The following is a 24,421-nucleotide window of genomic DNA, read 5'->3' as shown; positions in this document are numbered from 1 at the left end:
TTTCTCTTAATGAGAAATGGGCTTTTGGCTTTATGTAGATACTGACACTTCCTCAGTCAGTGCTTTATCCAAATCGACCCAGATGACCGCTCCAAGCGGATGAGTATAGGGGATCGGTTTATCATAAAGAACCGGATTCCGGAGCACCCAGGCATAGGTACGTTTGTAGGGCATCTGCTTACAATCTTCTTCAGGGATGCGGTGTAGACGTGTGCTATTCACATACTTTTCAATCGTCAATGGTCGGCTGTCCACAATGTCTACTGTTCCGAATACATGACCAGTTCCACTTTTGATCAATCCTATGGTTCCCCGCTGCTTCGTGTTCGTACCACGGATTTCCCACGTCTTTTCTCCATCCAGGACCAGGTCGATCCATGGCTCTTTGATTAACAAACCTTTCATGTTCACACCTCCTCTATTCCTTCATGAACACCCCAACAGATTCGACCACCTGCTTCATAACCTCTATAGACCTTGATGTATCCATTCCGGCTATGTCTAAAGAATGGTTGACATTTTCCAGAAGCTCTATTCGAACATTCGAACGGTTCTTCAATTTGTCCATGACATCTTTCTTATAGTGATGATCCTGATCTCCTACAAAAATTAACACGTCGGCGCTTGTTTGTATGAGCGGCTCTTAGTAGAAGTTGTACTTGAATAAAGGGGTCAGAAAGATATATTTTGCCGCAGGGTATTTTCGAATCAGCCCTTCAGCAATTGGAACCGTCCCGATCGATTTACCAAGGAAACACAAATGGACATCATCCTTTTGCTTCAATACATCTTCTATGACTGAAGAGACATCCTCTTCCATCTGTTTAGCTATCCCCTCCCATGGTTGTTCAAAAAAGGAGGAATCATAGTCATAATGCACGTGTACAATGTCACAGGTGTCCTCAATCAATTTCATCGTCGTATAGTAAAATAACGGGCGGTCGTAGTTGTAGCCTCTCCCCGCAAACATGAAGCAAATGCGTGTGGATCCATTTTGGATATAGGTATATGGGATTTTCCTTTCCGATCCCTCGACTTCTTTTTGATGTACTTCCATCGTTCCACCCCCTTAAGGAAGATCTCATAATTCAATCCAATACCTCTTAACCACATTGCCGTCCTCTTCAATAAAATCTTCATCCTCCTGGCCTCCATTGTTCAAAATCGTTTTCATGGAGCCCGTGTTGATTTCATCGCAGACGACAAGAGCATTCGTAATGCCAAGCTCTTTGGATTTCAGCAGGGATAAACGTAACAATTCCGTCGCATATCCTTTTCTTCGTTCCGATGGACGGATGCCATACCCGATGTGCCCGCCGGCATTCCGCAGAGGTTCCGTCAGTGTATGGCGGATATTCACTGCACCGATCACCTTGTTCTCTTGATCGACGAGCCAGTAAGTGGAGCCCGGTACGAACCCTTCGGGCAGATCGATCCCTTTCGCTTCCTTATGTAAGTTGTCCACCATTGATGGGAAGTCCGTCGGATCTTTTCCGATTACCCATGGAATCATCGGTTCTCCACTCTCTTTCCATTCTTTATAAAAGCAAAGATACGATTCTTCCAGTTCTATGGAAGGTTCAACCAATTTCAATGCACGCATGATCACGCCCCCTATTTCCTTGTCCATTAAAAGCCTCTCATTACTTCTCTTCTTTTTTTACACCGCTGACATTCGATGATTTCTCCAGGTCCATCCTCATTCCAACGGACGCGTTCATAGGTATGAAGGCCAAGCCGGCACCGTAAGCTTTTTTCGTTTTTCTCCAGGAGCGCATGGATCGTGAGAGTCAGCACTCCCGGCACCATCAGGAAGAGGACGAGCCACGTATTCTTCACCCCGGAGAGGATGAGCACGGGTCCGGCCATAACAAGAAACGAACCCACGACATGCCACTTACGCATATCATCAAATCTCCTTTTTCAATAAAAGTTCATCCACGATCGGGATGCCATGATCACCGATGGCGGGTATTTCGGGTTTCACATCCCTTGCTCGCTGAACCGCATCATGAAAGATCTCCATGATACGGAACCCGCGTTTTTGATAGAAAGCGAGAGCTTGTATGTTGTCATTCGTCGTAATGACAGACAACGAACGGCATCCCAGACGTGCGGCTTCCTCTTCCACCTTATCGATGAGCGATGTTCCGACCCCCTTTTTTTCTATTAAACTGTCGAGGGAGATGATTTCACATGCCCCCTCCTTCTTCACATAAGTGATCAACCCTATGATCTCTTGATCTTCCAAGGCGGCAAATCCGCTAAGCTCCGGGCATTCATAAACCCCGCTCGAGATGACCATCTTTGTGCTACCCCAATGGGTATGAAAAAAATCCACCTTGTCCCGGGTGGATATGTGTTTCAAGTCTATGATTCTCATGACTTTTCTCCTTGTATCCATTATGTACGTACCCCTAAAGAACAGGGTACGGTGTTAATCCGGCAGACGATTGAAAGCCTTCAATTTCTGATAGCGATCCACAGCGAGGATTCCCTGCCACTGTCTTTTGCTGACGGCAAAAGCTTCAGATCCATCTCCCCAATCCCACGTCAGATCCCAGACACCATCCTCATTCATTGTTTCCAAATAGAAATCCAGGTTTTCCTTCAACAGTCCCGGATGCTTTTCAGCAAGGATATGTTTCGGTGAGTGGATGAGATCGAGCGGAAGCGGTTTGTAGCTGCTGCCCCAACTCTCCGGGTCTTTCTCTATGCACCGTTCCGCAAGCAGCACGGTTTTTGCGTTCACTTCTTCGAATGTAAACGGGGTATGGTCAGCGACCTTGTCCTTATGACGGAACAGGACATTCATCAATTTTTGAAAACAATTGACTTCGTGAAAGTCCATCAAATCGACAGCCATCAAATGAGCGACGGCTTTTTCTACACTGGCCCAACCCGTTTTCGCCCCTTCACTGTCTTCATACGACCAGTGAATGAGAAAACCAGCCAGTTCTGCACCGGGGTTGAACATCCAATTTTGCTGGACGCCTTCTTTCCAATGCCACCACGGGGCATGAGGGTGATGATTGTGTTCAGGAAGAACCGAAGGCCACATGCCTGAGTCTGCATCGTACGTATCAAGCAGATAGGAGAGCATATCAAGGACGACACGTTCCTTAGAAGCGAGATCCAGTTCGTACAAGTACTGTCCGGCGGCCCATGTCGCCATCGGAGAAGATTCCGGCAGCCAAAAGTCCGGTTCGATGCCATGGCCGAAACCTCCATCCTCGTTTTGGAAAGCGCGTATGTAATGAATAACCTCACTCTTCAAACCGCCTTCCATCATGGCATGCCATCGAGCTGCCTCCAAAGGCCGTGCGTTCCTTTTGATCCACTTGCTTGTCCGTGTCATCGTCTCTCGATTCATCCTACTCACACACCCCTCTAAAATGTTTTCCCTCCGTTGACGCTGATGTTCTGTCCTGTAATGAAGGACGCATCCTCACTGCTTAAGAACCGTACGGCATTGGCGATATCTTTCGGTTCCCCCATTCTTTTCAGAGGAACATCACTCATATAAGAAGATTTTGTTTCTTCCGATACCTCTCCATGCCGTTCAACAGGAGTAAAACCAGGGTGAACCGCATTCACTGTGATGCCGTGTTCGCCGAGTTCACTGGCCCACGAACGCGTCATGCCGACAACGGCTGACTTCGCTGTTACATAATTGGAAAAATAGGCGTTGCCCAGTTCGACGACTTCACTCCCAATATTGATGATCCGTCCCCACTTTTGCTCCTTCATCGAAGGCAGGACAGCTTTTGTGAGGAGTAACGGGGCTTTCGTTGTAAAGTGTAGCTGATCGAGATAATCCTCCCAGGTCACATCTTCAAGGGAATATTCAGGCTGAGGACCTGTGGCATTATTGACAATGATCGTAACGGGACGTCCTGCTTGTTGTTCCGCCTCCCGCACAAGACGCTCCACTTCTTCCTCTTCCGTCACATTTGCCTGGACCGCGTGCGCTTGTCCTCCATTTTCCCGGATATGATGAACGACCTCATCGGCCGATTCCTGATCACGATTATAATTGATGATCACCGTGACACCAGAGGCAGCCAGGTTATAGGCGATTTCCTTTCCAAGACCTTTAGACCCGCCTGTCACAAGTGCCACTTTTGTATCGTTAGACATAGTTTCTCCTCCTTCTATTCTCCCATGGCCAGATGATAACGTTTCGTGATTCCGCCGTATTCAGCGATCAATATGGCTGGGATTTCCTTCGATTCATATAGGATCGTTCCTGGGGGGAGATCGCTCGCCATGCCTTCTTCAACGATAGCGATTTCTTCACCTTTGGTCAGCTTCTTCTCGCTGATCCATTCCGCTCCGTGGGTATAGACATTTCCGTTCTCCAATTCCACGAAATCCGCATCAGGATTCATGCTGAGCACCTGCCTTCTATCCAGCTGCCCGCCTTCCCCTGTTCCTGGAGAACAGGAGGAAAGGAGCACAATAACAACCATCCCCGTGACTAAAATCCTTTTCATAAGGCACGTTCCCTTTTTCTAATCGAATGAATCAGGGTAAAGCCAAAAATGAATCCAAAAAGGATGGGTCCCTGGATCGCATGCATCGCAAAAAATTTCGTCACCGGATTCAGTGGAAAGTTCGTGTAATACAACCAGTGCGACACGGAAACAAAGAGACTTGGAATACCGATTCCGATGAACTCCGGCCACGCAAAACCTTTCAGCCGGGCTTCTCTAGATCTGCGCCATAGAAAAGGAAGAGCAAACAACATCCCAAAAACAACCGGGAAGATCAAATCGAAGATCATCAGTGGCAGGACATTGAATTCCATCTCCGCCTGGTCAGCGAGTCCTCCACGGATACTCAACATCCCCATCATCGCGCCTATCAGAAAGACAGCAAATCCTAGATGAAACAAAAGTCTTTTCATGACAACACCTCAACTATATGTATTTCTGTTATTCAAGGACCGTGATTTGCTTGGCTGTCACTTTCCTGCTTTCTGGATCTTCATTGATCTCTGTACTTTCACTGAGCGTCACCCGTATTTTGAGCAGCTTTTCCTCTCTCGCTTGTTCTCTGAACGTCTCCATTTTCAGATCCTCTCCATTATCCGTATGGACCGGGGTATCAGGAGGAACGAGAACGAGGCAGGGCCATCCTTCTTCCGAGTCCGCCACTTCTCCCTTGTGCACGGCCGAGGAGCATTCGACTTCTAAACCGCCGACTTTGACTGCTGTCACTTGACCTTGGAACGCACTTACATCTTTTCCAGCGACACTGCATCCTACGACTAAGAGTAAAAGAACGACAAGTAATTTCTTCACGATGTCTCACCTTTCTGTAAATTCGAGCACACAACGTCCGCGCTCTCCGTATGTATTGTTACTAAAAGCGTACCATGTATGGAATAAATTGAAAATACTGACATGGGTTTATTGTCATCATTTGTTAAAAAATACTAGGAATTTAGATTCACTTTGTTAAGAATCATCATCCTGGTCATCGATGCCGATGCTTGAGGCACGATTTCTTCCGTTCGCAACTCTCATTCGCTCCATGGCACAAAGTTGCTAATAAAACTTAAAAACTCGCCAATAAAACGGTTTAAGTTGCAAATAAAACCAGCAAAAGCACTAATAAAAACGGAAAACCTCCGAATAAAAGTAATAATAAAAGTATTAGAAAACAAAGAACAAATTATAATGGTCGATAACAGTTAGGGCAGACGGTCTGACCTTTTCCCCTTTTGAGCTTTTCTCCGCAATGGTGGCAGGTGATGGAAGAGGAATCGGGAGCAATCAACCCTTTAAATCCACCTTTCATTCGATTGACAGACAATAGGCCGAACATGAATCCAAGCCCAATCAGAATCCCGATGATCATTAAAGAAATCAACATCCCCATAGAATCACCTCCGCTGCTTCGTCACTTTCTCCTTGATGAGGTAGACGAGAAGACCTATCCCGAAAATGAGTACGAATACAATAAAAGATCCGCTCCACTGGAAACCTGTATCTTTGACAGAGAAGTAGTACAGCGAGTGATCCAGAAAGGATAACGAAAAATCAAAAGTCAGGTCCGGCCAGATCATTGCTGCCAGCACACTGAGGAGATTGATATACAAAAACACCATCAATGCCCCCACGCCATATTTCAAGGATGGAACGACGTGCTTATTGATGCCATTCATGAAAAATCACACTCCCACATTGATGGTAAGGATAGCTTCAAACCAACCATTCTTCCAAACTTTAAAAATGTTCGGAGGTCATTTTCCACTTCTCCAGCGAATGGAACAACCAGCCACCTTTTCATCTATCCGGTTCTGATTAAAACTGACCCAAAACATGTGACCGTCTCCAGAGAGGCAGAACTGATCCCCATTACCGATAGAAAACACCAGGGCATGATCGTAATAAAAAGTCCCTATGCATTTTTGATAAACGTCGACCCTTTCAATCGTACGGAACAACGATAAGCCTGAAGAACGCTTGGCATGAGCCAACCCGCCCACTTCCTCATAGGGGAGCGGGCTTGGTGTCTGCTTTTCATGGATGGTTATTTCGTAGACATCCTCAAAATCAGGGCCTAAATCCGTGTTCAGTTCAAAAACGAGGTAATGGGCCGGTGTGTTATTGATGACTAGTGTTTCACTAGTAGAAAAAACTCCATTCTTAAAATCTTGTCTATTCATTTGGAAGAAATCCGATTGCAGCACCTGAATGGATTTACCGGTCCAATTCTTCAACAGCTGCAACTCTCGTTCACTCAGTAGATGTTTCATTTTCTTCCTCATAAGCTCTTGACCAGTGATGAGGCTGAACTTCCGCAAGTGTCTTGAACAGGAGCTGATCGCCGGGATGAGTCACAGCGACTTTCACATCATCGCCCCAGAAAAACAACCGCTCCTGACAAACCCCGCAAGGCGACAACACTTTATAGGAAGAGCGTTCATCATCCCTGGCGAGGCACAGGGAATGCGTAACCCGTTGGTTCCGCTTATGGGCTTCGAGAATCGCCCCTGTCTCCATGCAGAGATTCACAGCATCATTGATGACATCTGGCGCGATGCTCGTCAGGATGGTGCCATCCTCGATCCGGATCGCTGCTGCTCCTCCCCAACCGCTTGGATATCTATGTTCCACAAGTGCTTTGGCTTCCTCATATAACTCTCTTTCCCTATTCATCTTGTAACCCTCTCTTCTATTTCCTCTTCTCCTGTGTATACGGTCGTAAACAGGAAAAAGTTTCATAGATACCCAGCAATTATTATAATTATCTTAAAATTTGGTTAATCTAAAGGAGAAAGCCATTTTCACAAGAGATTCAACCGTATAATGAAAGCGTTGTTCAAGAAAATATAAGTCACAAGCAACAAGCCTCAGGATTAACTTGAAGAAGAACCATCAGGAAAGGAGGGTCCGTTATGTCTGAGTTCAGGCTCGGCGATCGTGTTCCGAACTTTATCTTGCCCACCATCACCGGAGAACAGTTTTTGTTAGAATCCCATCAGGAGATTCATGAGAAAAGTTGGCATTTGATTGTTTTCTTCCAAGGATCATGGTCACCGGAATGCGTCCGCTTTTTAAAACAGATCGAGGATCATCTCCGCGACTTTTCCAGGGAGCATGTCACTGTCATGGCGATTGCCGCAGAAAATACTGCGGGGTTGAAACGTATGGCGGACAAAGAAAATTTCACGTTCCCGCTTTTAGCCGATGAATTTCTATCGATCAACGAAGCATTCGGCGTATATACTCAACATCGAGAAATTTCCAATGAAGGGATCCGTTCATTCGGGGAACCGGCCTGCTTCCTGATCAACCACGAGGGAGAACTGCTATATCAACAAAAACAAACCGGCCCCTTCGGCAGGGCCTGTGCTGCGGATCTGTTGAAGGCTATCCGCCATCTCAAGAGTCAGCAGCAATCCAAGGGCAGCGCCTCCTAAACGCTGCCTTCTTCAATACGTACGGTCTTCCATTTGTAAAACCGGACTATGTTATACTGATCCATAGTAAGAAAAATCAGACAAAGCGGTGAACTTGATATGCTAGAAGATACGGGCGAACGGGTCATACCGAAAGAAATGGACCCGATGAACAACATGCTTCTTGAGCACATTGCACGGTACGTCTTTTCCACCCCCTATGTCCATGGGAGGGTATTGGACCTGGCATGCGGGACCGGCTATGGAAGTCTCAAAATAGCGAAAGATACAAAAGAGAAGATCGATGAAATCATAGGCATGGATATTTGTGAGGAAACCTTGCAATACGCGGTTCACAACTACTATCACCCTTTGCTCACCTTCAAGCAGGGAGATGCGATGGATGCTTCTCTCCCAGAGGAGATCGGGACCTTTGATACGATTCTCAGTTTTGAAACAATCGAACACGTCAAGGATGACCGTTTGTTCGTCCAGCGTATGTACGATTTATTGAAGCCAGGCGGCATGCTTATTCTGTCCACTCCATTCGGCGAAGGAAGGGATTATGAATGCGGTCAGCCTTTCCATTACTTTCAACTGACCCCGGAGGAATTCGAGGAATTGTTCGAAGACTTTTCTGAAAAAGAAATCTATAATCAGCGTGGCGTCACTATTGAGCCTCCACGTGAAGGCGTCTATTATCCTTTAGGTGTCGCTGTATGTAAAAAGTAGGGACCCCTTGTTCAGGCGTCCCTACTTTTTTATGGTCGTTATTCTACTGCTGCGAACGCTGGCAACGGATCATGAAAACGAGACCAGGTCATGCCCATTTCTTCCTCTGTCAACAAACAACGATCCAGTGTCTGTATGATATCTTCACGGTCCATATCGATCCCAATAAACACAAGCTCTGTTTGACGATCGCCGTAACGGGGGTCCCACGTTTCCTTCAGCTGCGGATCTTCTTCAAGCAGCTCCGTCTTCTCCTCTTCAGAAAAGGTGGCGATCCAATTTCCTGCCCCCTGAATCATTAACGATGATCCCGCTTGAGAGAGCAGTCCGGCATCATCATTCCTTGTCGCAAGCCAGAAGAATCCCTTCGCCCGGACGATGCCCGGGGGCCAGTTCTCAAGCCAGTGCATGAAACGTTCCGGGTGGAAAGGTCTTTTCCTACGATAAACGAAAGAGCCAATGCCATATTCCTCTGTTTCCGGAACGTGTTCATTGTTCAGTTCTTTGATCCAGCCTGCTCCCTGACTCGCTTTCTCAAAGTCGAACAACGATGTGTCCAATACTTCTTGCAGTGGGACCTCACTGAAAGAAGTTTCCATGATTTTTGCTTCAGGGTTCAGTTGCTGAAGGACAGCCTTCAGTTCTTTACGATCGATTTCATCCACCAGGTCGATTTTATTCAAGACCAACACATCGGCGAATTCAATTTGATCAATCAAAAGGTCGATCACTTCCCGCTCATCGGTTTCATCCGCGCCTTCTTCCCTGTCCAGTAACGATTCTCCCGAAGCGTAATCGTCCCAAAAGCGATGAGCATCGACGACGGTCACCATCGTATCCAAACGGCAGGTTTCACTGAGATTGATACCGAGCTCCTCGTCAATATACGTGAAACTTTGAGCGACGGGAATCGGTTCAGAAATGCCGGTCGATTCGATGACGATATGATCAATATCCATGTCTGATAATTTCTCGACCTCCTTGATCAGGTCTTCTCTTAACGTACAGCAAATACAACCGTTTTGAAGCTCTACGAGTTTCTCCTCCGTTCGAGAGAATCCTCCTTGTTTGACCATGGATGCATCAATGTTCACTTCACTCATATCATTGACGATCACTGCGATTTTCCGATCTTCTTTATTATGAAGAAGATGATTCAGCAATGTCGTCTTTCCAGAACCTAAGTATCCACTCAACACGGTGACTGGTATTTTTCCGTTCATCTGTTCTCCTCCTAAATGGCCGCAATTCTTTCCGCTGCTCTTCTTGCTCCAGCAATGTTTCTCGCAGAAGGGCCGATTTCTAGTTCCGCAAGCGCTCCCGCGACATACAAACCAGGTCCCCACTCCAGGCGGGCATTCACGACTGGAAAGCCACAGGGAGCTGTTGGAAGTGCGCAAGATACACTAACACGATCGAGCCACTCCCATCCTGGAACACAATGTTCAGCACCTGTAGCAAGCAGCACGGTTTGCGCCTCTATTCCTTTATGATTTTTCAAATGCAGATGGATGTGATCCTTATCGTAACTAGCAGCCTCCACCTGGTCAGTGATGATTTTCAATCTCCCCTGGCGTTCATGCCGCTTCAGCTTTACAGAAAGGCCATTTGTTATGGACCCCCGGTGACGCGCCGCTTTAATTATTTCACGCCTCTTTTCATAACACGTCACTTTATGAAACCCATTCATGTATTTCGGTCCCAACCAGCCAGGATCACTATCAAAATCATTGATCCTGAACGGGTGTCTCTTCAGAAGCGTCACATCCCTCTCGCCCTCCATCGCATACGTGTTGGCCAAGTGAGCGGCGGATATCCCTCCACCGACGATGACCAATGATCCACTCTTCCTGGTTTCTGGAGAAGAAAACAAGTGACACATCCGCTCATCGGACGGGTCTGCCCATTCTGGAAAATGAGGACGGTCATTGACCCCGATGGCAACGACCACCCGTTCAGCAGCAATGGAGTGGCGATCTGTCTCGATCTCCCATCCGCCTGCTGTTCTTTCTAATCCCTTCACTGTCGCCTGTATCCAAAAGTCGTTCCATTTATATTGATGGAAAAGTTCCTCGTGATAATCGTTGAACAAATCAAGCCTTGGACGATCATATCTTCCAATGAACGGTTGAGCATACCCTTCTTTTCTTCCGAATTTCCGGAGGCAGTGAGGATCAGGATCCATATGATGAACGGAGGTAGAACGCAGATATTTCATCCCTACGCGCCGGGTGAGCGTCTTCCACCTGTGAAGGGGTCCCTCGTGTGGGTCGATCACTTTCAAGCTCGAAGTATCTGCTTTTTTTGAATGTATAAGGTAGGAGGCAACCGTACACCCTTGGATGCCTCCACCGATGATGACCCACTTATACAACGAGCCACCTCCTCTTTCTTTTTATGTAAGGCAGCGGAGGAAAAAACTCCGCTGAACCTCTTATGCTTGTCGCGTCTATCAGGGTGTCTCCACACTTAAAATTACCAACTGGATTTTTTCACGCCTGGGATTTGGCCTTTGTGGGCGTAGTCTCGGAAGGCTATGCGAGACATTTTGAATTTGCGCATGTACCCTCGCGGCCTTCCGGTGACTTCACAGCGTCCGGTCAGACGGGTGGGGGAGGAATCTCTAGGTAGTTTCCTTAACGCTTCGTAGTCGCCTTTTTCCTTCAACTCTTTACGCAGTGCTGCATATTTTTGAACCAACGCCTGACGTTTCTTCTCTTTTGCTACTTTTGACTTTTTAGCCATATCTTCATTCCTTTCAATAATAGTAATTATTACGATTTAAAAACACGTAAAAAAATAGGACGCTCCTTTTCTAAAGAACGAATCCCAACTCAATTAATAGTAACGATTACGAATTACATCTTATAACAGGACTTGAATTTTGTAAAGGGGTAAGCTTTCTCCCCCTTTTCCATCTGTGCTTTTTACATCATCATAGGTTTACCATTCTCTACGGAGCAGAGAATACGTATAATGGTCATAATACCTGCCATGATAATAATGTTTATCCCGGAACACACCTTCGCACGTAAACCCTAAACGTTTCAACAAATCAGAGGAACGTTGATTCTCAACCGCTACATAAGCGTGGATTCGGTTCAGATTCATGTTTTGAAAGCCGCTGTTGATACAGGCCACAAGCGCCTCTTTCATCAGTCCTTTGCCCCAATAGTCGGGATAAAGATCATATCCGATTTCCGCCATTCGATTCTGCCTGTCCCATAAATGGAAACCACAGGTCCCGACAGGTATTCCGCCCTTTTCTTTACTCTCGAGGACCCAGCGGTTGTACCCTTTTTCTTCAGGATTAGAGAACCATTCGACTAATGCCAGAGCTTGGTCGTAATTCTCCAAGTCTTCTTCATCATATAAAAACTCACAGACTTTGCTGTTGCTGAAATGCTTCCATATGAAGTTCGTATGCTTCTGACTCACATGGACTAAATGGAGACGTTCTGTTTCCATAGGTGGAAAGTACACCCTGCCATCCCCCTTCTTTTCATTCTACCTCTCAAGGATATGTATGGAACTCATTTATTGCATGGTTAAAAACGTCCATGAGTGGAGCTGGGTCTCCTTTTATGCTTACTCAATTCGCGAGCAAGTAAAGAGCGCTGCCACCCTCTGCTTTTCCAATCCCTCCACTCTTCTTTTGTCTGGTAGGATAAACGGATATGGTAATAGTTGATATGCTCCCCTGCAGCAAAAACGAAAAGGAACAAGGCCCACCAGTTTCCTGTGCTTGAGAATACCCATTGGTAAATCAGGAATCCTCCCGCAATAGAAAGCAGGAGAAGATTACTCTTTTTCAACCAATCGAACCACCGATACTGTAATTCATCAAGCCTGGTCTTTTTCGTAAGAGATATTCTTCTCCATTTAAGAAACCAGTACACGGTTCCCTGAAATAAAACCCATTCCAGGAGAAAAAAGCAGAAGATTGACAAAGGAGTAAAAAGGAAGGGTTGCATGATATTTATTTTTTCCAACATAGAAATATACATCAGAAGGAACAAAGCGAGAGCCGTCCCTTCCCCTGTAAATAACCGGAAAAATTTACTCTCTAAACTTTTCTTCACGATTCAGGACCCCCGTATTCCTCCCCGCTCTCCAAAAAAGGTGAAGGATCCCCGCGGTAATGGCTCCGTAACCGATGAAATAGAAAACCAGGAAATAAAGAAAAGAACCATAGTCCTCGAATTCAGAAAAAGAATTCGAGACAATATAGCTTTCATTTCCAATCGCCATCAAATAAAGCGGAACGAATATCAACCAGAACCGCTTCCAGAAATAGTGCTTGAATCCATCCTTCATGACATATCCCTCCATGATTAATAGGTTCGCTTCGTACCCGTACGTTCCGTAGTGTCATCATCCGAAAGCTGTTCATTTAAGACCTCGACTTCCTGCCTCAGCATCTGAAGTTCCTGCTGGATCTCCTCCAGTTCATAGGAATGATCCTGTTGTTGAATGACGGGGCTGTTATTTCCACTTGAAGCGGCACAGCCGGCGAACAGGATACAGATACCGACAAAATAAATCGGTCCGCGAAGTTTTTCCATCTCCACGCTATTCATCCTCCTCTGCAATCACGGATTGGATATATGATGCATCCCTTTCCGGAATCGTGAAAAAGGCGGGATCCTCCCATGTATCGCTTTGTCTTTCTGCCAATACAGCCCCGTCTTCTGTGAACCATATTCTAAGATCCGTCAATCCGACCGACCTCTTGGGACTCATCAGTTTCAGAGAGGCATCCGGTTCATTTTCCTTTACATTGACCCCATCGGCAGGCTGTTTTCCGAGAAGAATGGCAAGCATGGTATCCATCTTTGCCGGCTGGTCAACCTCTGTCAGAACCGCCCCATTGGGAGGCTGATTTTCTCCTCCCTCTTCCTGAATCATGATCTGATAGGAAGGGTCATCGGATGTGATGATCCCAACAAAATACCCACCGCCGAAGACCAGACCAATCCCTACTAACCAAAAAAGAAATTTCCACATATGTATTCATCCTCTCCCTTTATGCTTCTGCCTCCAAATCAAAGCGATGATAAGGATAAGGAAACCTGCCAGCGCGCTCAGGAGATGAGCGGTGAGGAACTCTCCATTACGAAGGTAACGGATAGAGAAAACGCCTCCAAAAATCAGCATCATCGTCGTTGCGAACATCAGGAAGAAACGATTGATTTCCATCAGGATTCTTCCTTTAGGAACTCATGTCGCAAACGGGAAAACATGAGTGCATCATGATTCTGATCATTTTGGAAGAGATACCCTCTCAGCACCCCTTCTTCTCTAAATCCCAGTCTCCGCAGCAATCCTGATGAGGCATCATTTTGAGGAAAAGTCACCGCACCTAAACGATAAAGACCCAACTCGTAAAACGCATATCCGACAACCGCCGATACGGCTTCTGATGTGATCCCTTTCCTCCAAAAGGAAGGGTCGAGTTCATAACCCACTTCTGCCTTTCGGCTGTAGGGACTCCAATTGTTCAGGCCGACGGTTCCGATGAATGCCTCTGTCTCTTTCCAAATGATTCCCCAGCGGATGCTCTTCATCACTGCAAAATTGTCACGGAACGAACGGACGATGTTTTCTGCCTGCTCCCGTTCTGTGAGAGAAGGCATTCCATAGTACTTGGTGACCTCATCTTTCGACATGATGGCATAGTAGGGATCAATATATTGGTCCGTGATTTCCACGAGCTTCAGGCGATCGGTTTTTAATTCTTGAAAGTCCATGTTCCTGACACCTCTCAATACAGTCGTTTTGTGTAACTTTCTTTTAAACGCTCCGTGACCGCCGCCTCATCCAAGTCAGGAAGTCTGGCGTGTTCCGCCAGCATCTTCGCAGCAGATGGCCGCTCTTCTGTTGGAAGCCATGTGTCAGGCTTCCATAGTCCGGATCGTTTGAATGCTTTGGCGCAATGGATGAAACATTCCTGGACCTCAACGGCGATGCCGAGGGAAGGAACTTTTCCCTTGTGGGCCATTTTTTCAAGGAGATCTTTATCAGCTATGATGCACGACCGTCCATTTACCCTCAACGTTTCTTCAACTCCTGGGATGAAAAAGATCAAGCCTGCATGAGGGTTGGATAGCAGATTCCTCATCGAATCCACACGCTTGTTCCCCGGCCTCTCAGGAATAATCAAGTAGTTTTCATTCAGGATGTGAACGAAACCTTTCTCATCTCCCCGGGGGGACACGTCAGCATTCCCTTCCGAATCGGAAGTCGCAAGCAATAGGAACGGCGATTGTCTGATGAACTGCCGGGCATTTTCATCCACGTGGTGAATCACCTTATTGTTCACCAGTTCACTGGGTTCGCCTGTCATTTCGCGAAGCTCCTTTTCATCTGTAATGACATGCTGGAACATCTTCCACTTCCTCTCTAGGCTTTGAAATCTATGAAAGTTTCGCTTACATGAAAAAACTCATTGCATGGCCTCTATTTTTTATGTAAATTGAACAAGTATGTTTTTTAGGAGGGATCATCTATGAATCAATCAACAACGACGCAACGGGTACAAATGACCACCGCAGACCCTTCCGCGATCGGACTTTTTGGACTCGCTATGGTTACACTTGTGGCATCTTCAGCTAAGCTTGGATGGACGGACGGGGTATCTTTCGTACTGCCTTGGGCGATTTTCCTCGGCGGGCTTGCCCAGCTGTTCGCAGCCATTCAGGATGCGAAACATAACAACACGTTCGGGACGACGGCATTTGCTGCTTTCGGACTCTTCTGGTTCGGAGTCGGAACGTCCTGGCTCATCGACTTTGGTGTCTTCGGAGAAGCAGCCGCCCAGGCGGTCGACCCGCATCAATTAGGGATCGCCTATGTCGGTTACCTGATTTTTTCTTTATTCATGACGATCGGCGCCATGGAAGCGAACAAAGTGTTGTTCATCATTTTTGTATTGATCGACTTCCTGTTCATCGGCCTTTCCCTGTCTACACTCGGAATTGCGCCGCACACGACGCATATGATAGCTGCCGTAGCTGAATTAATGATTGCGATCATGAGCTTTTACGGATCAGCCGCCAGCGTCTTGAATGTCCATTTTGGTAAAGTCACGCTGCCCATCGGGAAACCGTTCGGCATTTTCAAATAAAAGCAGGCCGGGAATCGCTCCCGGCTCTTTTTAATTGCTCAACCGTTGGTACGCCTTCCTCAATTCTTTGGAGAACATAAAGAGGATACCGAGGACCATGAGAATCCAACTGAGAATCATCGGAAACATGAGGCCCCCCTGCAGCACTGCACTCCAATACAACCCCGGCGGATTGTTCCAGCTTTCGATAAAGGACAGATGAATTACCGCCCCCACCGCTGTAAAACCGTAAAGAATGATGCCACTGATAAAAAATAAAATACCGGACCAATCTTTTTTTGCCATTCTACTTTTCTCCTATCTATGAATTGCTTCTTCCGCTTTGTGATGATCAACTTTTCTTACACAAAATTTGAATTCCACACGGTAATCATACCTGTGTGCAGGTGAGCCTACGGAAGGTGTATGGTTGACGGCAGCGACTCGGTACTTCACGCCTCCCGCTGAAAGTTTGGATGCTGTCTCATCCTACTCCTTTTGTATGAATGTCGTATAAACGAGTGTTTTTTATTAGATACGTAGTATTGAATCACATGGATGAGTCCATCCATCTCACTCCTCCTAGATAACTTTACCATAGATTTTTTCCAAGATTAACCTTTATGGAAGCGATTTATAGTCAGTTGCTGAATTTTCGAAAAAAGATTGACGGGATGTACAGGGTCGAATATGATACAAATATATCGAATCAATAGAGTTCAAGCTTTGAGGTTCCCATAAACTTGAACGATGGAGATAAGGAGGCTTTGATCATGTTAGCGAAGCTGTTCAACTGGTTCGGACCAGGCCTGCCCAAGGTCGACTTGGTACTATCCAAGACAGAATATGCTCCCGGAGAAAAAGTGACCGGATTTTTCCATTTGATCGGTGGATCGAATCAGCAGATCATTCAACGGCTGGAATGTGACTTAATGAAGAAAAGTCCAGGAAACAAACCGAGCCTCTTACAGCCGATCACCACCGTTCTCATGAACCGTGAACTTGATCCAAAAGAAGAAAGTGAATATCCGTTTCATTTCATTTTACCAGAGACACTGGATTTGGATGATCCGGAGACGACCTATATCCTTCAAACTAAACTTGTCCTGCAAAATGATGCGAAAACGTCAGATATGGATGAGATTCATATTGTCATCCGTTGAAAATATGAAAAAAGCGGTACTCATCGCGTAGTACCGCTTTTCTTTTGATTTTATGTTTACATAATAAAATTATTGTAATCCAAAGTGGAGAATCCCATAAAATATACATAGATTTAAGTGATTACTTGGAATCTTCCATCGAAATTCTTCTTTATTCTTCTGCCCTGGTTAATTGGAATTCTGTGATTTCCGGTGGATTGTTCACCCTTACCGGAATCATACTTAAGCCGATGCCACGGTTGACATACAGGCTGTTTTCGTCATTGCCATATTCTTCTTTCGTCCACCCATCTACACGGGCCTTCCCTTTAGCAACAAGATCTTTCCATGACCAATGCGGGGTAAACGGGATCCGTATTTGCCCGCCATGCGTGTGACCGGCGACTGCGGTGGATGCAGCTCCCTCTGGAATTTCATCAAACGATTCAGGATTGTGCATCATGACGAAACGCGCATCCTCTTCTTCTATATTTTCAAACGCGCGGGGAATCTCATCCTTTTCCGGCCACCGAGCTCCGATTCCTGTCAGATAAAGAGGTTCATCTGCCCTCTCATTTTCCAGAGCTACAGAACGATTGTGAAGAATTTCAATATCAATGTCCTTCAGTTTCCTTCTCACTCGTTCAGCTGTCTCTTCGCTCGGGTCTACCTTACGACTGCTCATGTTGTAGTCATGGTTTCCGAGCACGGCATAGACAGGAATGCCTTCCTCTGTTAAAGGCTTTAAATAGGATTGAACTTTTTCCATTTCATTCTGGTGGTCATTCACGGATTGATAGACATAGTCTCCGAGGAGAACGACTGCATCCGGGGATCGATCTATGATGCGGTCCACCACATCTTCAATTTGTCCATCGTTATCCAGCCACATCCCTACTTGAAAATCACCGATCGCTATGATCTTTCTATCTTCCCATTCTTCAGGGAGATTAGGAATCACAGCCTCTTCTTCTTCTACATCTATCGTATAGGGCTCCACCATTCCCCAAGTGAAGAGAATCACAAGTACGGTTAACGGAATATATAGGATCATTCTTTTTTTCAATTTCATCATTCTCCCTTCCTTGATTAAAATGCGACGGAACTTGTGTCACTCAGGAACACGTTCAGCTGCCCATGTACTCTTCCAACTATGTAAGCCATTACGGGGCTGAAACACTTATTGTGAACGTCCTTACACATCGTATTCGTACAGAATCCATACCTGTTTCGATGAATTTCTAAACGTGTACATTTTCATTTTTCTATGAAAAATTGCATTCATACTCTAGGACCTTTAGGTTGAGCCAAGGTGCTGGTCATGGAACATTCAAAGAAAGGGCCCTGAGTGATTACTCAGGGCCCTTTTCTTATCAACCTTATGAATCCATCCGAACGATCAAGACATACTCTCTTCTGTTAAAGTCCACAAGTAAATCGTTTCCTTAAGCCTTTTTCCATCAATGGTGATCGTGACCTCTTCCACTCTTTCACCGCCCATCGCTTCATAAAACTGACAGGCAGGATTTTCTGATAATACTTTGACCCTCATCTTTTGGTGACCCTTTTCCTGCAAATCATGAAGGATGAAAGAGAGCAAAGCTTTTCCTGCCCCAAGGCGCTGAAACCTTTGCCGTATGTATAATGAACTCAATTCGGCATCGTAAGTCCCGTAAGTTGAGGAGTAGTGCCATGTAGCAAAGCCGGCGGTCCCTTCCTCATCTTCCGCTAAGATGATGTTTGAAGATTGGATGTTCTCCGTCCAAAGAGCTTCTCTTTTTTTATAGGTCAGACGATCCAAGTAAGTGTCTGGGACCAGTCCTCGATAAGTCTCGATCCAGGCATCCACATGGATTTTTGCGATGGTCGGAACATCCGCCCGTTCAGCTTTCCGTATCTTCATGACTCACCTCCTTATCGTTTGATTTCTATGATGGTAAAAGTAAAACGCTACGTAAATATGGAGAAAAGCCCCGCCTATTCTTCATCTTTTCTCCCACCAAAATCGAAGCCTGATTTCCCCCAGTAAATTAGAAACATGGCTGGAGCCACAATCATCGCGATAGCCATGATCAAATTGATGAAATTCATAAGGTCCCTCCTTAATATCCAACCTCTTATAAAAACTTTCACTACAACAAAGTGAGGTTAATCATTTTTCAGGTATTAGGACTGTTCGTTGAGTCGGAACACGAGCATTAGTAACAATCTGTGGGTGCAGCGTATATGTTTTCCCATCAATATTAAATGTGTATTTTCCATCGCTCGTCACTTTTCTTCCTTGATTTTTCAATTCCAACTCAATAGCCTTCACATAGTTCGTATGATCTTTGTACCATTCATCCAAATGCATGACAATATTGCCCTTCTGATAACCAGAAGATTTGTAGGCAAAATATCCAATAAGTAAGAATGGAGTGAAAAGCACGAGAAAGATCAAGATCTCCATAAGCACCTCTCCCTCCTTTTACAGTGAAAAACCAATCCGTTATCTTTTACGGTTCTTCCAAATTCTTTAGGCAGTGTTGCCCTCACCGGTTACTATACTAACGAATGAGCGTGGGGTTACGTTTCATCTTTTTTGAATTTTCTCTCTATTATCTTTTCCTATTCTGGTAAATCCAGTTGCTAGTTAGTATATTCCGCCTTTCTTTGGCGCGATTCGCCACTCCTTTGGCGCGAGTCACACCCTCTTTGGCGCGACTCGCCCTCTCTTTGGCGCGTTTCGCCCTCTCTTTCGCGCGATCCACCTATTCCTATACCTCGAGATAAGCACCATAACCAAACAAAAAAACGCCACCATACATTGGTGACGTTTTTCGCTTAGGCAGCTGCTTTCTGTTCCTGCCCTTTTTTAATTTTTGAAATCGCATGGATATTGATGAGAATCCCCGCAGAGAACATCATCATGAGCAATGACGTTCCTCCATAACTGACGAATGGAAGTGGAACTCCGGTCAGAGGTAGAAGGCCGGTCAAACCACCCAGGTTGATGATGGCCTGAATGCCGATCAAACCGGAAACACCAATCGCAAGCAAGCGACCAAAGGTATCGTGGCTCTCCATGCTGACATAGAATCCACGGAGTACGATCAAACCAAGTAACAACAACACCACAGTGACACCGATGACGCCTAGTTCTTCAGCAATGACAGCCATGATGAAATCAGTGTGGGCTTCAGGTAAGTATCCGAGTTTCTGGACGCCAGCTCCAAGTCCTGTGCCGAACAACCCTCCATTATGTATCGCAAGGTAGGAGTTGATCAGCTGATAGCCGGCATCATCCGCGTATTCAAACGGTTGATAAGCTCCGTCGAAACGGGAAAGCTGTTCTTCACTGAGCCCGAAATTGTACATGAAGATCGCCCCGGCAAGGGCAATCCCGATCATGGAAAAGAGGTGGACCTTCTTTAATCCGCTGGACATGATAATCAGACCGGATACCGCAAGAGCAATCAGGGCTGTCCCTAAATCCGGCTGCTTCAAGATCATCGCGACGACCAGCATCATCAAAATGATCGGTGGCAGCAGCGCTCTTGTGAAATCTTCAATATACCCGCTCTTCTTCGTAAAAATCGTGGCCATGTAAATGATCAGAGACATCTTGGCCAATTCAGCCGGCTGGAACTTTCCAAGACCAGGAATCGGAAGCCATGATTGGGCATTGTTGGACGTATGTCCGAATACAAAGACCGCGGCCAGAAGGATGACAGTCCCAAGCAGAATCAGCTTGAATAACCGTCGATAGTTTTTGTAAGGGAAGATGATCCCAAGGAATAGGGCGACCAGGCCAAGTCCCCATGACATCAACTGTCTGTTGAAAAAGTAATCAGGGGTTACTTCGTAAACCATGACACCACTGACCATACTGGCACTATATACCATCACCGTACCGAAAGCAGACAATGCCAATACAGCGAACAGGATGGTAAAATCTATGTTTTTTAAAATTCTCCGTATCATGCGTAACCCTCTTTCGTTTGGTACTATTATGTAAATTATAAGGCTTCTTGCCGTGTAAAAAAAGCATTCCTTTCAAATTACTCCGAAAGTCTATATAATAACGATTAGATTTGTAGGAGGTTTGTGGAATGATTTATTTTTATGTCGGAATCGGTGGGATGATCGGCGCATCTCTTCGGTTTCTGATCGGTGAATGGCTGAAAAACCCTGACCAGTGGTTTCCGTATTCCACCCTGACCGTCAATTTGACCGGGAGCTTCATCCTTGCCTGGTTCACCATGGGAATCGTTGAGAAGTTTTCCCTCTCATCAAAATGGAAAGCAGCTCTCGGCACAGGACTGGTCGGGTCGTACACGACATTCTCCACCCTGAGTATGGATGCCGTTGCTCTCTATGAACGAGGAGACGTAATCCTTAGTTCCCTTTACATAGCCCTAAGCATTTCCGGTGGTCTAGCCTTTTCCATGCTCGGATTCACCTTAGGCAGAAGGTGGGGTGCCTGATGTTTATTAAACTAATCCTCGTTGGCGCGGGAGGATTCATCGGTGCGGGTCTCCGTTATGGGATCAGCCAATGGATTACTAAACGTACAGCATCTACTCTCCCTGTCGCCACCCTTTTTGTCAACCTGCTCGGCTCCTTTATCCTGGGTCTGCTCACTGGACTTGATCTTTCAACATTCTGGGTACTCTTTGGCGGAACAGGTGTCCTGGGAGCTTTAACGACCTTTTCCACTTTCAAGTTGGAGTCTGCCCAACTTCATTTCAAAAAGAACTGGAAAACATTCATCCTGTACACTGTCCTCAGCTACACATTTGGAATCGCCTTAGCCTGGACCGGCTTCCAACTGGGAGGATTCATCCCCAGTTAAAAGCTTTCAAAAAGGACTTCCTCATAAGGAAGCCTTTTTTCATGCCTTATTTGAAATCATAAGCTTTGATGATCCGCATCGTCAGCTTCTCATACCCTTGTTCATTCAAATGGACTTCATCACTGAAATAACGGGAGGACTTCTCTTCGTACAAGTCATTCGTTGGGATAAACGTGATATTCTCATAGGAGCCAACGATCGACTCGCTTGTGTCGTTCCATCCTTTAATGATTTGACCGACTTCAGGGTTGTCCGGGTAAGGATTATATAATCCGAGAAACAAAATCGGTGCCTCTGGATTTTCCTCACGGATTTGATCCAGGATCGTTTTGACATTCTTCTCATAATCCTTTTTCCCCATGGCGATTTTATCTTCATATAATGGAGAAAGGTCCCCTCCATTACTTTTGATGATATCATTCATTCCGATAAAGAATAGAATGTAATCCGCATGTTCGATCGACTTCATGACAGATGTCTCATTCATCTGATCGAGCATTCCATCACTTTGCTGGCCGGGAATAGCATAATTATCGACAGTGACCGGATCGTCATGATTTTTATCGAACCACTGCTGCAGGTTCTCGACATATCCATGGCCGCTCTCATCCCCCACTCCATAAGTCAGGGAATCGCCGAGCGCGACGATTTGTTCTTCCTGTTGATGGGACATGGATGATTGGAATCCGAACACTCCAAGACCTATGGCAACCAGGACAAGCAGTCCAATCCACCATTTCCGATGTTTTTTCATAAGCTGCACCTCCGAATACGCCCCTTTTTCCCCCGAGGCGTATGGACCAAACATCATTACGATAAATAGAACAAAAGCACGAGGAATGGACACATGCTTTTCCGTCCATTCCTCGTGCTTTATAAGTCCAGAGCATTGTTTCGTCTAGAAAATGATGATGTATGTGACTGAAAACAGGGATTATTTTCTCCTCTTTTCCTTTAACACCTGTAAAGATGTCTTGAGAAAAGCATATTCTCCGACTACTGCATTCCCATAAGAATTACCCCCATGAAAAATCCCGGGAGATAACTTTTATAGATCCTAAGCTATTTCCATCCCGTCAGTCCATACATGCTTATCCACCAGTAACCCTTTTAGACAGTATGTATTTATAGATAAAATAGAGAAGCCCCATTCCTACACTGAAAAGTACAGAGAGATTAATAATCCCCTCACCATGCTCTTTTTTCTGCGAAATGTAGACCTCTCCTCCATTCGTTATCTCTTGTTCCGTATAAGCTTTAAGAAGATACCATCCTTCTCCCAACTTTTCGCCGGGTTCTAAATCGATGAGATTTACCATCAATAGTAAACCGGAAAGTGCCATCAGAAATGACACGATGACTAGAATCGATACTTTTCGTATCATAAAGAACCACTCCTTTTTCTTTCTAGTTGATGAATGGCTTTTAACATGTTCTTCCCGTCTTCAGAAAAGAAAGACGACAAATGGGATAGGAAAAAGAAAGAAGTAAAAACCAGCAATTACCTTTCCTGATAAAAGCCAATTCCAAGTAGGACTAGTCTCTTTCGTTTCTGGTAAATACTCCAAGGGGAAGTATTTTCATTAACATAGTAGCATGTACAAATCGAAAAAAGAGGAAAAATGACAAGAAAGCTACTTGGGAAAGTCCTTGCTGAAAACGACTTGTTAACCATGTAATAGAACCGGACTTTCCCATCTCTCAAAGCTTCAACCTTCAAGATTTCTACCCGATATAATAAAATTCGGACAAACACCTCCCCGCTCCCGTTGTATGACTTAATACCCAAGTAAACATCATTCCATGAAAAATGGGAGGTCACATAGATGACCTCCCATTCCCTTCAAGCTTAAGACTATGCCTATTGGTTAATGACACTCACAAATTGCTCTGCTTCTTCCTTCGTATAATCACCAATGATCTGGATGGAATCATTATTGGTCACTTTTCGAATGATTGGAGACGCTATTTCCTTATCTCCTAAGTAGATATAAACCTGCTCATTCAAATACTGCTCCGTCATTTCTTCAGGCAGCTTACTGTCTTTAAAGTCTACCTTAACTCGTAGGCGGTCAGAATCTTCCTGAATACTTGCTTTTTCAAAATCCGCTGATGTCACCAGGACGTTACTTTCCTCGTCCTTAATGGAAACCTCATTATACTCATGATCGACCTCTTGTTGACAACCAATGAGTAAAAAAAGCGCGGCAAAAGCTGACAAGATTAACCTCATTCTATCCCTCCCTTCTTTGTGGAATAGCTAGGAATAATCGTTTCTTTTACGTATGTTTTGGGATAGTTTTAAATGTCCTCAGAAAATTTTTTAGACATCCGCTTTCCTCAACCATGAACGTCTTTTCTAAAGAAATTGGACAAGACGATTAGCAGTAACCCCATGATGATCATTGGTATGGATGCTGCCTCCAGTAGAGATGGTGTGCCTTCCATTCCCACCCACTCACTAAAGGCAAATCCAAAAGCAAACGTCCATATACCTATGTAAACAAACCATTTTCCTGTCTTGGTTTTTCCCCGGGATATCATTACACCTTCTCCTCTCGAAGTCCATTCAAAAGAAATCACTACCTTAATCCTATCAAAGAATTATCCAAATGGAAATTAATCCCACAATAAAACACAAAACTGTCTCTCACGAATATGCTAATATATTTTGAAAAAGCCGCCATTCTAATAGA

41 protein-coding genes are annotated in these 24,421 nt (G+C 45.3%); 6 read left to right on the top strand and 35 right to left on the bottom strand.

Translation table 11 applies throughout. The features are described from left to right. Nucleotides 1-30 precede the first annotated feature (30 nt). The 15 genes from GLW00_RS12395 to GLW00_RS12325 form a co-directional block, all read right to left on the bottom strand. A complete protein-coding gene (locus GLW00_RS12395) occupies nucleotides 31-405 on the bottom strand; it encodes an ASCH domain-containing protein (protein ID WP_160914514.1) in 375 nt (124 codons plus the stop codon). Between the two features lie 13 nt (nucleotides 406-418). Beyond that, a complete protein-coding gene (locus tag GLW00_RS12390; protein ID WP_160914512.1) occupies nucleotides 419-616 on the bottom strand; it encodes a hypothetical protein in 198 nt (65 codons plus the stop codon). 27 nt (nucleotides 617-643) lie between these two features. Continuing rightward, entirely contained in the window at nucleotides 644-1,057 is a 414-nt protein-coding gene (locus tag GLW00_RS12385; protein WP_160914510.1) for a hypothetical protein, read from the bottom strand. A 24-nt stretch (nucleotides 1,058-1,081) separates the two neighbouring features. Then, complete coding sequence (locus tag GLW00_RS12380) at nucleotides 1,082-1,603, bottom strand: GNAT family N-acetyltransferase (protein WP_160914508.1); 522 nt, start codon at nucleotides 1,601-1,603, stop codon at nucleotides 1,082-1,084. A 26-nt stretch (nucleotides 1,604-1,629) separates the two neighbouring features. Beyond that, on the bottom strand, nucleotides 1,630-1,905 hold the full coding sequence (locus GLW00_RS12375) for a hypothetical protein (RefSeq protein ID WP_160914506.1): 276 nt from the start codon (nucleotides 1,903-1,905) through the stop codon (nucleotides 1,630-1,632). A 4-nt stretch (nucleotides 1,906-1,909) separates the two neighbouring features. After that, a complete protein-coding gene (locus GLW00_RS12370; RefSeq protein WP_160914504.1) occupies nucleotides 1,910-2,383 on the bottom strand; it encodes a GNAT family N-acetyltransferase in 474 nt (157 codons plus the stop codon). Nucleotides 2,384-2,437: 54 nt separating this feature from the next. Next, entirely contained in the window at nucleotides 2,438-3,373 is a 936-nt protein-coding gene (locus GLW00_RS12365) for a hypothetical protein (protein WP_160914502.1), read from the bottom strand. A gap of 17 nt (nucleotides 3,374-3,390) precedes the next feature. Next, the gene (fabG, locus tag GLW00_RS12360) at nucleotides 3,391-4,140 is read right to left on the bottom strand and encodes a 3-oxoacyl-ACP reductase FabG (protein WP_202412486.1); all 750 of its coding nucleotides are present in this window, start codon (nucleotides 4,138-4,140) and stop codon (nucleotides 3,391-3,393) included. Nucleotides 4,141-4,154: 14 nt separating this feature from the next. Next, nucleotides 4,155-4,496, bottom strand: coding sequence for a hypothetical protein (locus GLW00_RS12355; RefSeq protein WP_237417504.1), 342 nt, complete (start codon nucleotides 4,494-4,496; stop codon nucleotides 4,155-4,157). Next, a complete protein-coding gene (locus tag GLW00_RS12350) occupies nucleotides 4,493-4,909 on the bottom strand; it encodes a hypothetical protein (RefSeq protein ID WP_160914500.1) in 417 nt (138 codons plus the stop codon). The genes GLW00_RS12355 and GLW00_RS12350 overlap by 4 nt, the downstream gene beginning before the upstream one ends. A gap of 28 nt (nucleotides 4,910-4,937) precedes the next feature. Continuing rightward, nucleotides 4,938-5,306 carry a hypothetical protein gene (locus tag GLW00_RS12345; RefSeq protein WP_160914499.1) on the bottom strand — a complete coding sequence of 123 codons (369 nt, stop codon included), beginning with the start codon at nucleotides 5,304-5,306 and terminating at the stop codon, nucleotides 4,938-4,940. Between the two features lie 373 nt (nucleotides 5,307-5,679). Continuing rightward, on the bottom strand, nucleotides 5,680-5,886 hold the full coding sequence (locus GLW00_RS12340) for a hypothetical protein (RefSeq protein ID WP_160914497.1): 207 nt from the start codon (nucleotides 5,884-5,886) through the stop codon (nucleotides 5,680-5,682). A gap of 4 nt (nucleotides 5,887-5,890) precedes the next feature. Beyond that, complete coding sequence (locus GLW00_RS12335; protein ID WP_160914495.1) at nucleotides 5,891-6,172, bottom strand: hypothetical protein; 282 nt, start codon at nucleotides 6,170-6,172, stop codon at nucleotides 5,891-5,893. Between the two features lie 78 nt (nucleotides 6,173-6,250). After that, nucleotides 6,251-6,766 (bottom strand): hypothetical protein, encoded by a 516-nt coding sequence (locus GLW00_RS12330; RefSeq protein WP_160914493.1) that lies wholly within the window; start codon nucleotides 6,764-6,766, stop codon nucleotides 6,251-6,253. Next, complete coding sequence (locus GLW00_RS12325) at nucleotides 6,747-7,169, bottom strand: cytidine deaminase (protein WP_160914491.1); 423 nt, start codon at nucleotides 7,167-7,169, stop codon at nucleotides 6,747-6,749. The genes GLW00_RS12330 and GLW00_RS12325 overlap by 20 nt, the downstream gene beginning before the upstream one ends. 239 nt (nucleotides 7,170-7,408) lie before the next feature. On the opposite strand from GLW00_RS12325, the gene GLW00_RS12320 reads away from it, so the two are divergent. Both GLW00_RS12320 and GLW00_RS12315 read left to right on the top strand, forming a co-directional pair. Further along, nucleotides 7,409-7,933, top strand: coding sequence for a peroxiredoxin family protein (locus GLW00_RS12320; RefSeq protein WP_160914489.1), 525 nt, complete (start codon nucleotides 7,409-7,411; stop codon nucleotides 7,931-7,933). Nucleotides 7,934-8,032: 99 nt separating this feature from the next. Further along, on the top strand, nucleotides 8,033-8,644 hold the full coding sequence (locus GLW00_RS12315) for a class I SAM-dependent methyltransferase (protein WP_160914487.1): 612 nt from the start codon (nucleotides 8,033-8,035) through the stop codon (nucleotides 8,642-8,644). A 38-nt stretch (nucleotides 8,645-8,682) separates the two neighbouring features. Here the strand turns inward: GLW00_RS12315 and GLW00_RS12310 are convergent, their stop codons facing one another. The 11 genes from GLW00_RS12310 to GLW00_RS12260 all read right to left on the bottom strand — a co-directional run bounded on the left by GLW00_RS12310 (nucleotide 8,683) and on the right by GLW00_RS12260 (nucleotide 15,032). Further along, nucleotides 8,683-9,867, bottom strand: coding sequence for a GTP-binding protein (locus tag GLW00_RS12310; RefSeq protein ID WP_160914485.1), 1,185 nt, complete (start codon nucleotides 9,865-9,867; stop codon nucleotides 8,683-8,685). An 11-nt stretch (nucleotides 9,868-9,878) separates the two neighbouring features. Then, the gene (locus tag GLW00_RS12305) at nucleotides 9,879-11,018 is read right to left on the bottom strand and encodes an FAD/NAD(P)-binding protein (protein ID WP_160914483.1); all 1,140 of its coding nucleotides are present in this window, start codon (nucleotides 11,016-11,018) and stop codon (nucleotides 9,879-9,881) included. A gap of 101 nt (nucleotides 11,019-11,119) precedes the next feature. Further along, complete coding sequence (gene rpsN, locus GLW00_RS12300; protein ID WP_160914481.1) at nucleotides 11,120-11,389, bottom strand: 30S ribosomal protein S14; 270 nt, start codon at nucleotides 11,387-11,389, stop codon at nucleotides 11,120-11,122. A 198-nt stretch (nucleotides 11,390-11,587) separates the two neighbouring features. Beyond that, entirely contained in the window at nucleotides 11,588-12,127 is a 540-nt protein-coding gene (locus GLW00_RS12295) for a GNAT family N-acetyltransferase (RefSeq protein WP_335808475.1), read from the bottom strand. 65 nt (nucleotides 12,128-12,192) lie between these two features. Next, the gene (locus tag GLW00_RS12290) at nucleotides 12,193-12,726 is read right to left on the bottom strand and encodes a hypothetical protein (protein WP_160914479.1); all 534 of its coding nucleotides are present in this window, start codon (nucleotides 12,724-12,726) and stop codon (nucleotides 12,193-12,195) included. Further along, nucleotides 12,704-12,961, bottom strand: a complete 258-nt coding sequence (locus tag GLW00_RS12285) for a hypothetical protein (protein WP_237417503.1) — start codon at nucleotides 12,959-12,961, stop codon at nucleotides 12,704-12,706. Before GLW00_RS12285 ends, GLW00_RS12290 begins: the two co-directional genes overlap by 23 nt. Before the next feature lie 17 nt (nucleotides 12,962-12,978). Beyond that, on the bottom strand, nucleotides 12,979-13,215 hold the full coding sequence (locus GLW00_RS12280; RefSeq protein WP_160914475.1) for a hypothetical protein: 237 nt from the start codon (nucleotides 13,213-13,215) through the stop codon (nucleotides 12,979-12,981). 1 nt (nucleotide 13,216) lies between these two features. After that, entirely contained in the window at nucleotides 13,217-13,651 is a 435-nt protein-coding gene (locus GLW00_RS12275; RefSeq protein WP_160914473.1) for a hypothetical protein, read from the bottom strand. Between the two features lie 6 nt (nucleotides 13,652-13,657). Next, nucleotides 13,658-13,843 carry a hypothetical protein gene (locus GLW00_RS12270; protein WP_160914471.1) on the bottom strand — a complete coding sequence of 62 codons (186 nt, stop codon included), beginning with the start codon at nucleotides 13,841-13,843 and terminating at the stop codon, nucleotides 13,658-13,660. Beyond that, complete coding sequence (locus GLW00_RS12265) at nucleotides 13,843-14,394, bottom strand: GNAT family N-acetyltransferase (protein WP_160914469.1); 552 nt, start codon at nucleotides 14,392-14,394, stop codon at nucleotides 13,843-13,845. Before GLW00_RS12265 ends, GLW00_RS12270 begins: the two co-directional genes overlap by 1 nt. Nucleotides 14,395-14,408: 14 nt before the next feature. Beyond that, nucleotides 14,409-15,032, bottom strand: a complete 624-nt coding sequence (locus GLW00_RS12260) for a pyridoxamine 5'-phosphate oxidase family protein (RefSeq protein WP_160914467.1) — start codon at nucleotides 15,030-15,032, stop codon at nucleotides 14,409-14,411. 120 nt (nucleotides 15,033-15,152) lie between these two features. On the opposite strand from GLW00_RS12260, the gene GLW00_RS12255 reads away from it, so the two are divergent. Next, nucleotides 15,153-15,770 (top strand): acetate uptake transporter, encoded by a 618-nt coding sequence (locus GLW00_RS12255; protein ID WP_160914465.1) that lies wholly within the window; start codon nucleotides 15,153-15,155, stop codon nucleotides 15,768-15,770. 30 nt (nucleotides 15,771-15,800) lie between these two features. Here GLW00_RS12255 and GLW00_RS12250 read toward each other — a convergent pair whose 3' ends face one another. Then, nucleotides 15,801-16,055, bottom strand: a complete 255-nt coding sequence (locus tag GLW00_RS12250; protein WP_160914463.1) for a hypothetical protein — start codon at nucleotides 16,053-16,055, stop codon at nucleotides 15,801-15,803. A 467-nt stretch (nucleotides 16,056-16,522) separates the two neighbouring features. Here GLW00_RS12250 and GLW00_RS12245 point away from each other — a divergent pair, with 467 nt between their 5' ends. Further along, entirely contained in the window at nucleotides 16,523-16,912 is a 390-nt protein-coding gene (locus GLW00_RS12245; protein ID WP_160914461.1) for a sporulation protein, read from the top strand. A 151-nt stretch (nucleotides 16,913-17,063) separates the two neighbouring features. Here GLW00_RS12245 and GLW00_RS12240 read toward each other — a convergent pair whose 3' ends face one another. The 4 genes from GLW00_RS12240 to GLW00_RS12225 all read right to left on the bottom strand — a co-directional run bounded on the left by GLW00_RS12240 (nucleotide 17,064) and on the right by GLW00_RS12225 (nucleotide 20,854). Further along, on the bottom strand, nucleotides 17,064-17,963 hold the full coding sequence (locus tag GLW00_RS12240) for a metallophosphoesterase (protein ID WP_160914459.1): 900 nt from the start codon (nucleotides 17,961-17,963) through the stop codon (nucleotides 17,064-17,066). Nucleotides 17,964-18,290: 327 nt separating this feature from the next. Next, nucleotides 18,291-18,794, bottom strand: a complete 504-nt coding sequence (locus tag GLW00_RS12235) for a GNAT family N-acetyltransferase (protein ID WP_160914457.1) — start codon at nucleotides 18,792-18,794, stop codon at nucleotides 18,291-18,293. A 249-nt stretch (nucleotides 18,795-19,043) separates the two neighbouring features. Next, nucleotides 19,044-19,340: a hypothetical protein gene (locus GLW00_RS12230; RefSeq protein WP_160914455.1), complete on the bottom strand. Its 297-nt coding sequence runs from the start codon at nucleotides 19,338-19,340 to the stop codon at nucleotides 19,044-19,046. A gap of 374 nt (nucleotides 19,341-19,714) precedes the next feature. Beyond that, nucleotides 19,715-20,854: an FtsW/RodA/SpoVE family cell cycle protein gene (locus tag GLW00_RS12225; protein WP_160914453.1), complete on the bottom strand. Its 1,140-nt coding sequence runs from the start codon at nucleotides 20,852-20,854 to the stop codon at nucleotides 19,715-19,717. Between the two features lie 128 nt (nucleotides 20,855-20,982). On the opposite strand from GLW00_RS12225, the gene crcB reads away from it, so the two are divergent. Beyond that, nucleotides 20,983-21,357: a fluoride efflux transporter CrcB gene (gene crcB / locus GLW00_RS12220; protein ID WP_160914451.1), complete on the top strand. Its 375-nt coding sequence runs from the start codon at nucleotides 20,983-20,985 to the stop codon at nucleotides 21,355-21,357. Further along, entirely contained in the window at nucleotides 21,357-21,725 is a 369-nt protein-coding gene (locus GLW00_RS12215; protein ID WP_160914449.1) for a fluoride efflux transporter FluC, read from the top strand. Before crcB ends, GLW00_RS12215 begins: the two co-directional genes overlap by 1 nt. A gap of 46 nt (nucleotides 21,726-21,771) precedes the next feature. Here the strand turns inward: GLW00_RS12215 and GLW00_RS12210 are convergent, their stop codons facing one another. The 4 genes from GLW00_RS12210 to GLW00_RS12195 all read right to left on the bottom strand — a co-directional run bounded on the left by GLW00_RS12210 (nucleotide 21,772) and on the right by GLW00_RS12195 (nucleotide 24,269). Further along, nucleotides 21,772-22,479, bottom strand: a complete 708-nt coding sequence (locus GLW00_RS12210) for a DUF459 domain-containing protein (protein WP_160914447.1) — start codon at nucleotides 22,477-22,479, stop codon at nucleotides 21,772-21,774. 337 nt (nucleotides 22,480-22,816) lie between these two features. Further along, nucleotides 22,817-23,110, bottom strand: a complete 294-nt coding sequence (locus tag GLW00_RS12205) for a hypothetical protein (RefSeq protein WP_160914446.1) — start codon at nucleotides 23,108-23,110, stop codon at nucleotides 22,817-22,819. A gap of 476 nt (nucleotides 23,111-23,586) precedes the next feature. Then, nucleotides 23,587-23,958: a SecDF P1 head subdomain-containing protein gene (locus GLW00_RS12200; RefSeq protein ID WP_160914444.1), complete on the bottom strand. Its 372-nt coding sequence runs from the start codon at nucleotides 23,956-23,958 to the stop codon at nucleotides 23,587-23,589. A 107-nt stretch (nucleotides 23,959-24,065) separates the two neighbouring features. Further along, nucleotides 24,066-24,269: a hypothetical protein gene (locus tag GLW00_RS12195; RefSeq protein ID WP_160914442.1), complete on the bottom strand. Its 204-nt coding sequence runs from the start codon at nucleotides 24,267-24,269 to the stop codon at nucleotides 24,066-24,068. Nucleotides 24,270-24,421: the final 152 nt, after the last annotated feature.

Source organism: Halobacillus litoralis (assembly GCF_009856445.1).
Taxonomy (GTDB): Bacteria; Bacillota; Bacilli; order Bacillales; family Halobacillaceae; genus Halobacillus; species Halobacillus litoralis.
Note: the sequence above shows the minus strand (reverse complement) of the source record. Positions and strands in the feature narration are given on the sequence as shown.

Coding starts and splice junctions, on each gene's coding strand:
- GLW00_RS12395 (WP_160914514.1), bottom strand. CDS start 405: ATGAAAGGTTTGTTAATCAAAGAGCCATGGATCGACCTGGTCCTGGAT.
- GLW00_RS12385 (WP_160914510.1), bottom strand. CDS start 1,057: ATGGAAGTACATCAAAAAGAAGTCGAGGGATCGGAAAGGAAAATCCCA.
- GLW00_RS12380 (WP_160914508.1), bottom strand. CDS start 1,603: ATGCGTGCATTGAAATTGGTTGAACCTTCCATAGAACTGGAAGAATCG.
- GLW00_RS12375 (WP_160914506.1), bottom strand. CDS start 1,905: ATGCGTAAGTGGCATGTCGTGGGTTCGTTTCTTGTTATGGCCGGACCC.
- GLW00_RS12370 (WP_160914504.1), bottom strand. CDS start 2,383: ATGAGAATCATAGACTTGAAACACATATCCACCCGGGACAAGGTGGAT.
- GLW00_RS12365 (WP_160914502.1), bottom strand. CDS start 3,373: ATGAATCGAGAGACGATGACACGGACAAGCAAGTGGATCAAAAGGAAC.
- fabG (WP_202412486.1), bottom strand. CDS start 4,140: ATGTCTAACGATACAAAAGTGGCACTTGTGACAGGCGGGTCTAAAGGT.
- GLW00_RS12355 (WP_237417504.1), bottom strand. CDS start 4,496: ATGAAAAGGATTTTAGTCACGGGGATGGTTGTTATTGTGCTCCTTTCC.
- GLW00_RS12350 (WP_160914500.1), bottom strand. CDS start 4,909: ATGAAAAGACTTTTGTTTCATCTAGGATTTGCTGTCTTTCTGATAGGC.
- GLW00_RS12340 (WP_160914497.1), bottom strand. CDS start 5,886: ATGGGGATGTTGATTTCTTTAATGATCATCGGGATTCTGATTGGGCTT.
- GLW00_RS12335 (WP_160914495.1), bottom strand. CDS start 6,172: ATGAATGGCATCAATAAGCACGTCGTTCCATCCTTGAAATATGGCGTG.
- GLW00_RS12330 (WP_160914493.1), bottom strand. CDS start 6,766: ATGAAACATCTACTGAGTGAACGAGAGTTGCAGCTGTTGAAGAATTGG.
- GLW00_RS12325 (WP_160914491.1), bottom strand. CDS start 7,169: ATGAATAGGGAAAGAGAGTTATATGAGGAAGCCAAAGCACTTGTGGAA.
- GLW00_RS12320 (WP_160914489.1), top strand. CDS start 7,409: ATGTCTGAGTTCAGGCTCGGCGATCGTGTTCCGAACTTTATCTTGCCC.
- GLW00_RS12315 (WP_160914487.1), top strand. CDS start 8,033: ATGCTAGAAGATACGGGCGAACGGGTCATACCGAAAGAAATGGACCCG.
- GLW00_RS12310 (WP_160914485.1), bottom strand. CDS start 9,867: ATGAACGGAAAAATACCAGTCACCGTGTTGAGTGGATACTTAGGTTCT.
- rpsN (WP_160914481.1), bottom strand. CDS start 11,389: ATGGCTAAAAAGTCAAAAGTAGCAAAAGAGAAGAAACGTCAGGCGTTG.
- GLW00_RS12285 (WP_237417503.1), bottom strand. CDS start 12,961: ATGAAGGATGGATTCAAGCACTATTTCTGGAAGCGGTTCTGGTTGATA.
- GLW00_RS12275 (WP_160914473.1), bottom strand. CDS start 13,651: ATGTGGAAATTTCTTTTTTGGTTAGTAGGGATTGGTCTGGTCTTCGGC.
- GLW00_RS12270 (WP_160914471.1), bottom strand. CDS start 13,843: ATGGAAATCAATCGTTTCTTCCTGATGTTCGCAACGACGATGATGCTG.
- GLW00_RS12265 (WP_160914469.1), bottom strand. CDS start 14,394: ATGGACTTTCAAGAATTAAAAACCGATCGCCTGAAGCTCGTGGAAATC.
- GLW00_RS12260 (WP_160914467.1), bottom strand. CDS start 15,032: ATGTTCCAGCATGTCATTACAGATGAAAAGGAGCTTCGCGAAATGACA.
- GLW00_RS12255 (WP_160914465.1), top strand. CDS start 15,153: ATGAATCAATCAACAACGACGCAACGGGTACAAATGACCACCGCAGAC.
- GLW00_RS12250 (WP_160914463.1), bottom strand. CDS start 16,055: ATGGCAAAAAAAGATTGGTCCGGTATTTTATTTTTTATCAGTGGCATC.
- GLW00_RS12245 (WP_160914461.1), top strand. CDS start 16,523: ATGTTAGCGAAGCTGTTCAACTGGTTCGGACCAGGCCTGCCCAAGGTC.
- GLW00_RS12240 (WP_160914459.1), bottom strand. CDS start 17,963: ATGAAATTGAAAAAAAGAATGATCCTATATATTCCGTTAACCGTACTT.
- GLW00_RS12235 (WP_160914457.1), bottom strand. CDS start 18,794: ATGAAGATACGGAAAGCTGAACGGGCGGATGTTCCGACCATCGCAAAA.
- GLW00_RS12230 (WP_160914455.1), bottom strand. CDS start 19,340: ATGGAGATCTTGATCTTTCTCGTGCTTTTCACTCCATTCTTACTTATT.
- GLW00_RS12225 (WP_160914453.1), bottom strand. CDS start 20,854: ATGATACGGAGAATTTTAAAAAACATAGATTTTACCATCCTGTTCGCT.
- crcB (WP_160914451.1), top strand. CDS start 20,983: ATGATTTATTTTTATGTCGGAATCGGTGGGATGATCGGCGCATCTCTT.
- GLW00_RS12215 (WP_160914449.1), top strand. CDS start 21,357: ATGTTTATTAAACTAATCCTCGTTGGCGCGGGAGGATTCATCGGTGCG.
- GLW00_RS12210 (WP_160914447.1), bottom strand. CDS start 22,479: ATGAAAAAACATCGGAAATGGTGGATTGGACTGCTTGTCCTGGTTGCC.
- GLW00_RS12205 (WP_160914446.1), bottom strand. CDS start 23,110: ATGATACGAAAAGTATCGATTCTAGTCATCGTGTCATTTCTGATGGCA.
- GLW00_RS12200 (WP_160914444.1), bottom strand. CDS start 23,958: ATGAGGTTAATCTTGTCAGCTTTTGCCGCGCTTTTTTTACTCATTGGT.
- GLW00_RS12195 (WP_160914442.1), bottom strand. CDS start 24,269: ATGATATCCCGGGGAAAAACCAAGACAGGAAAATGGTTTGTTTACATA.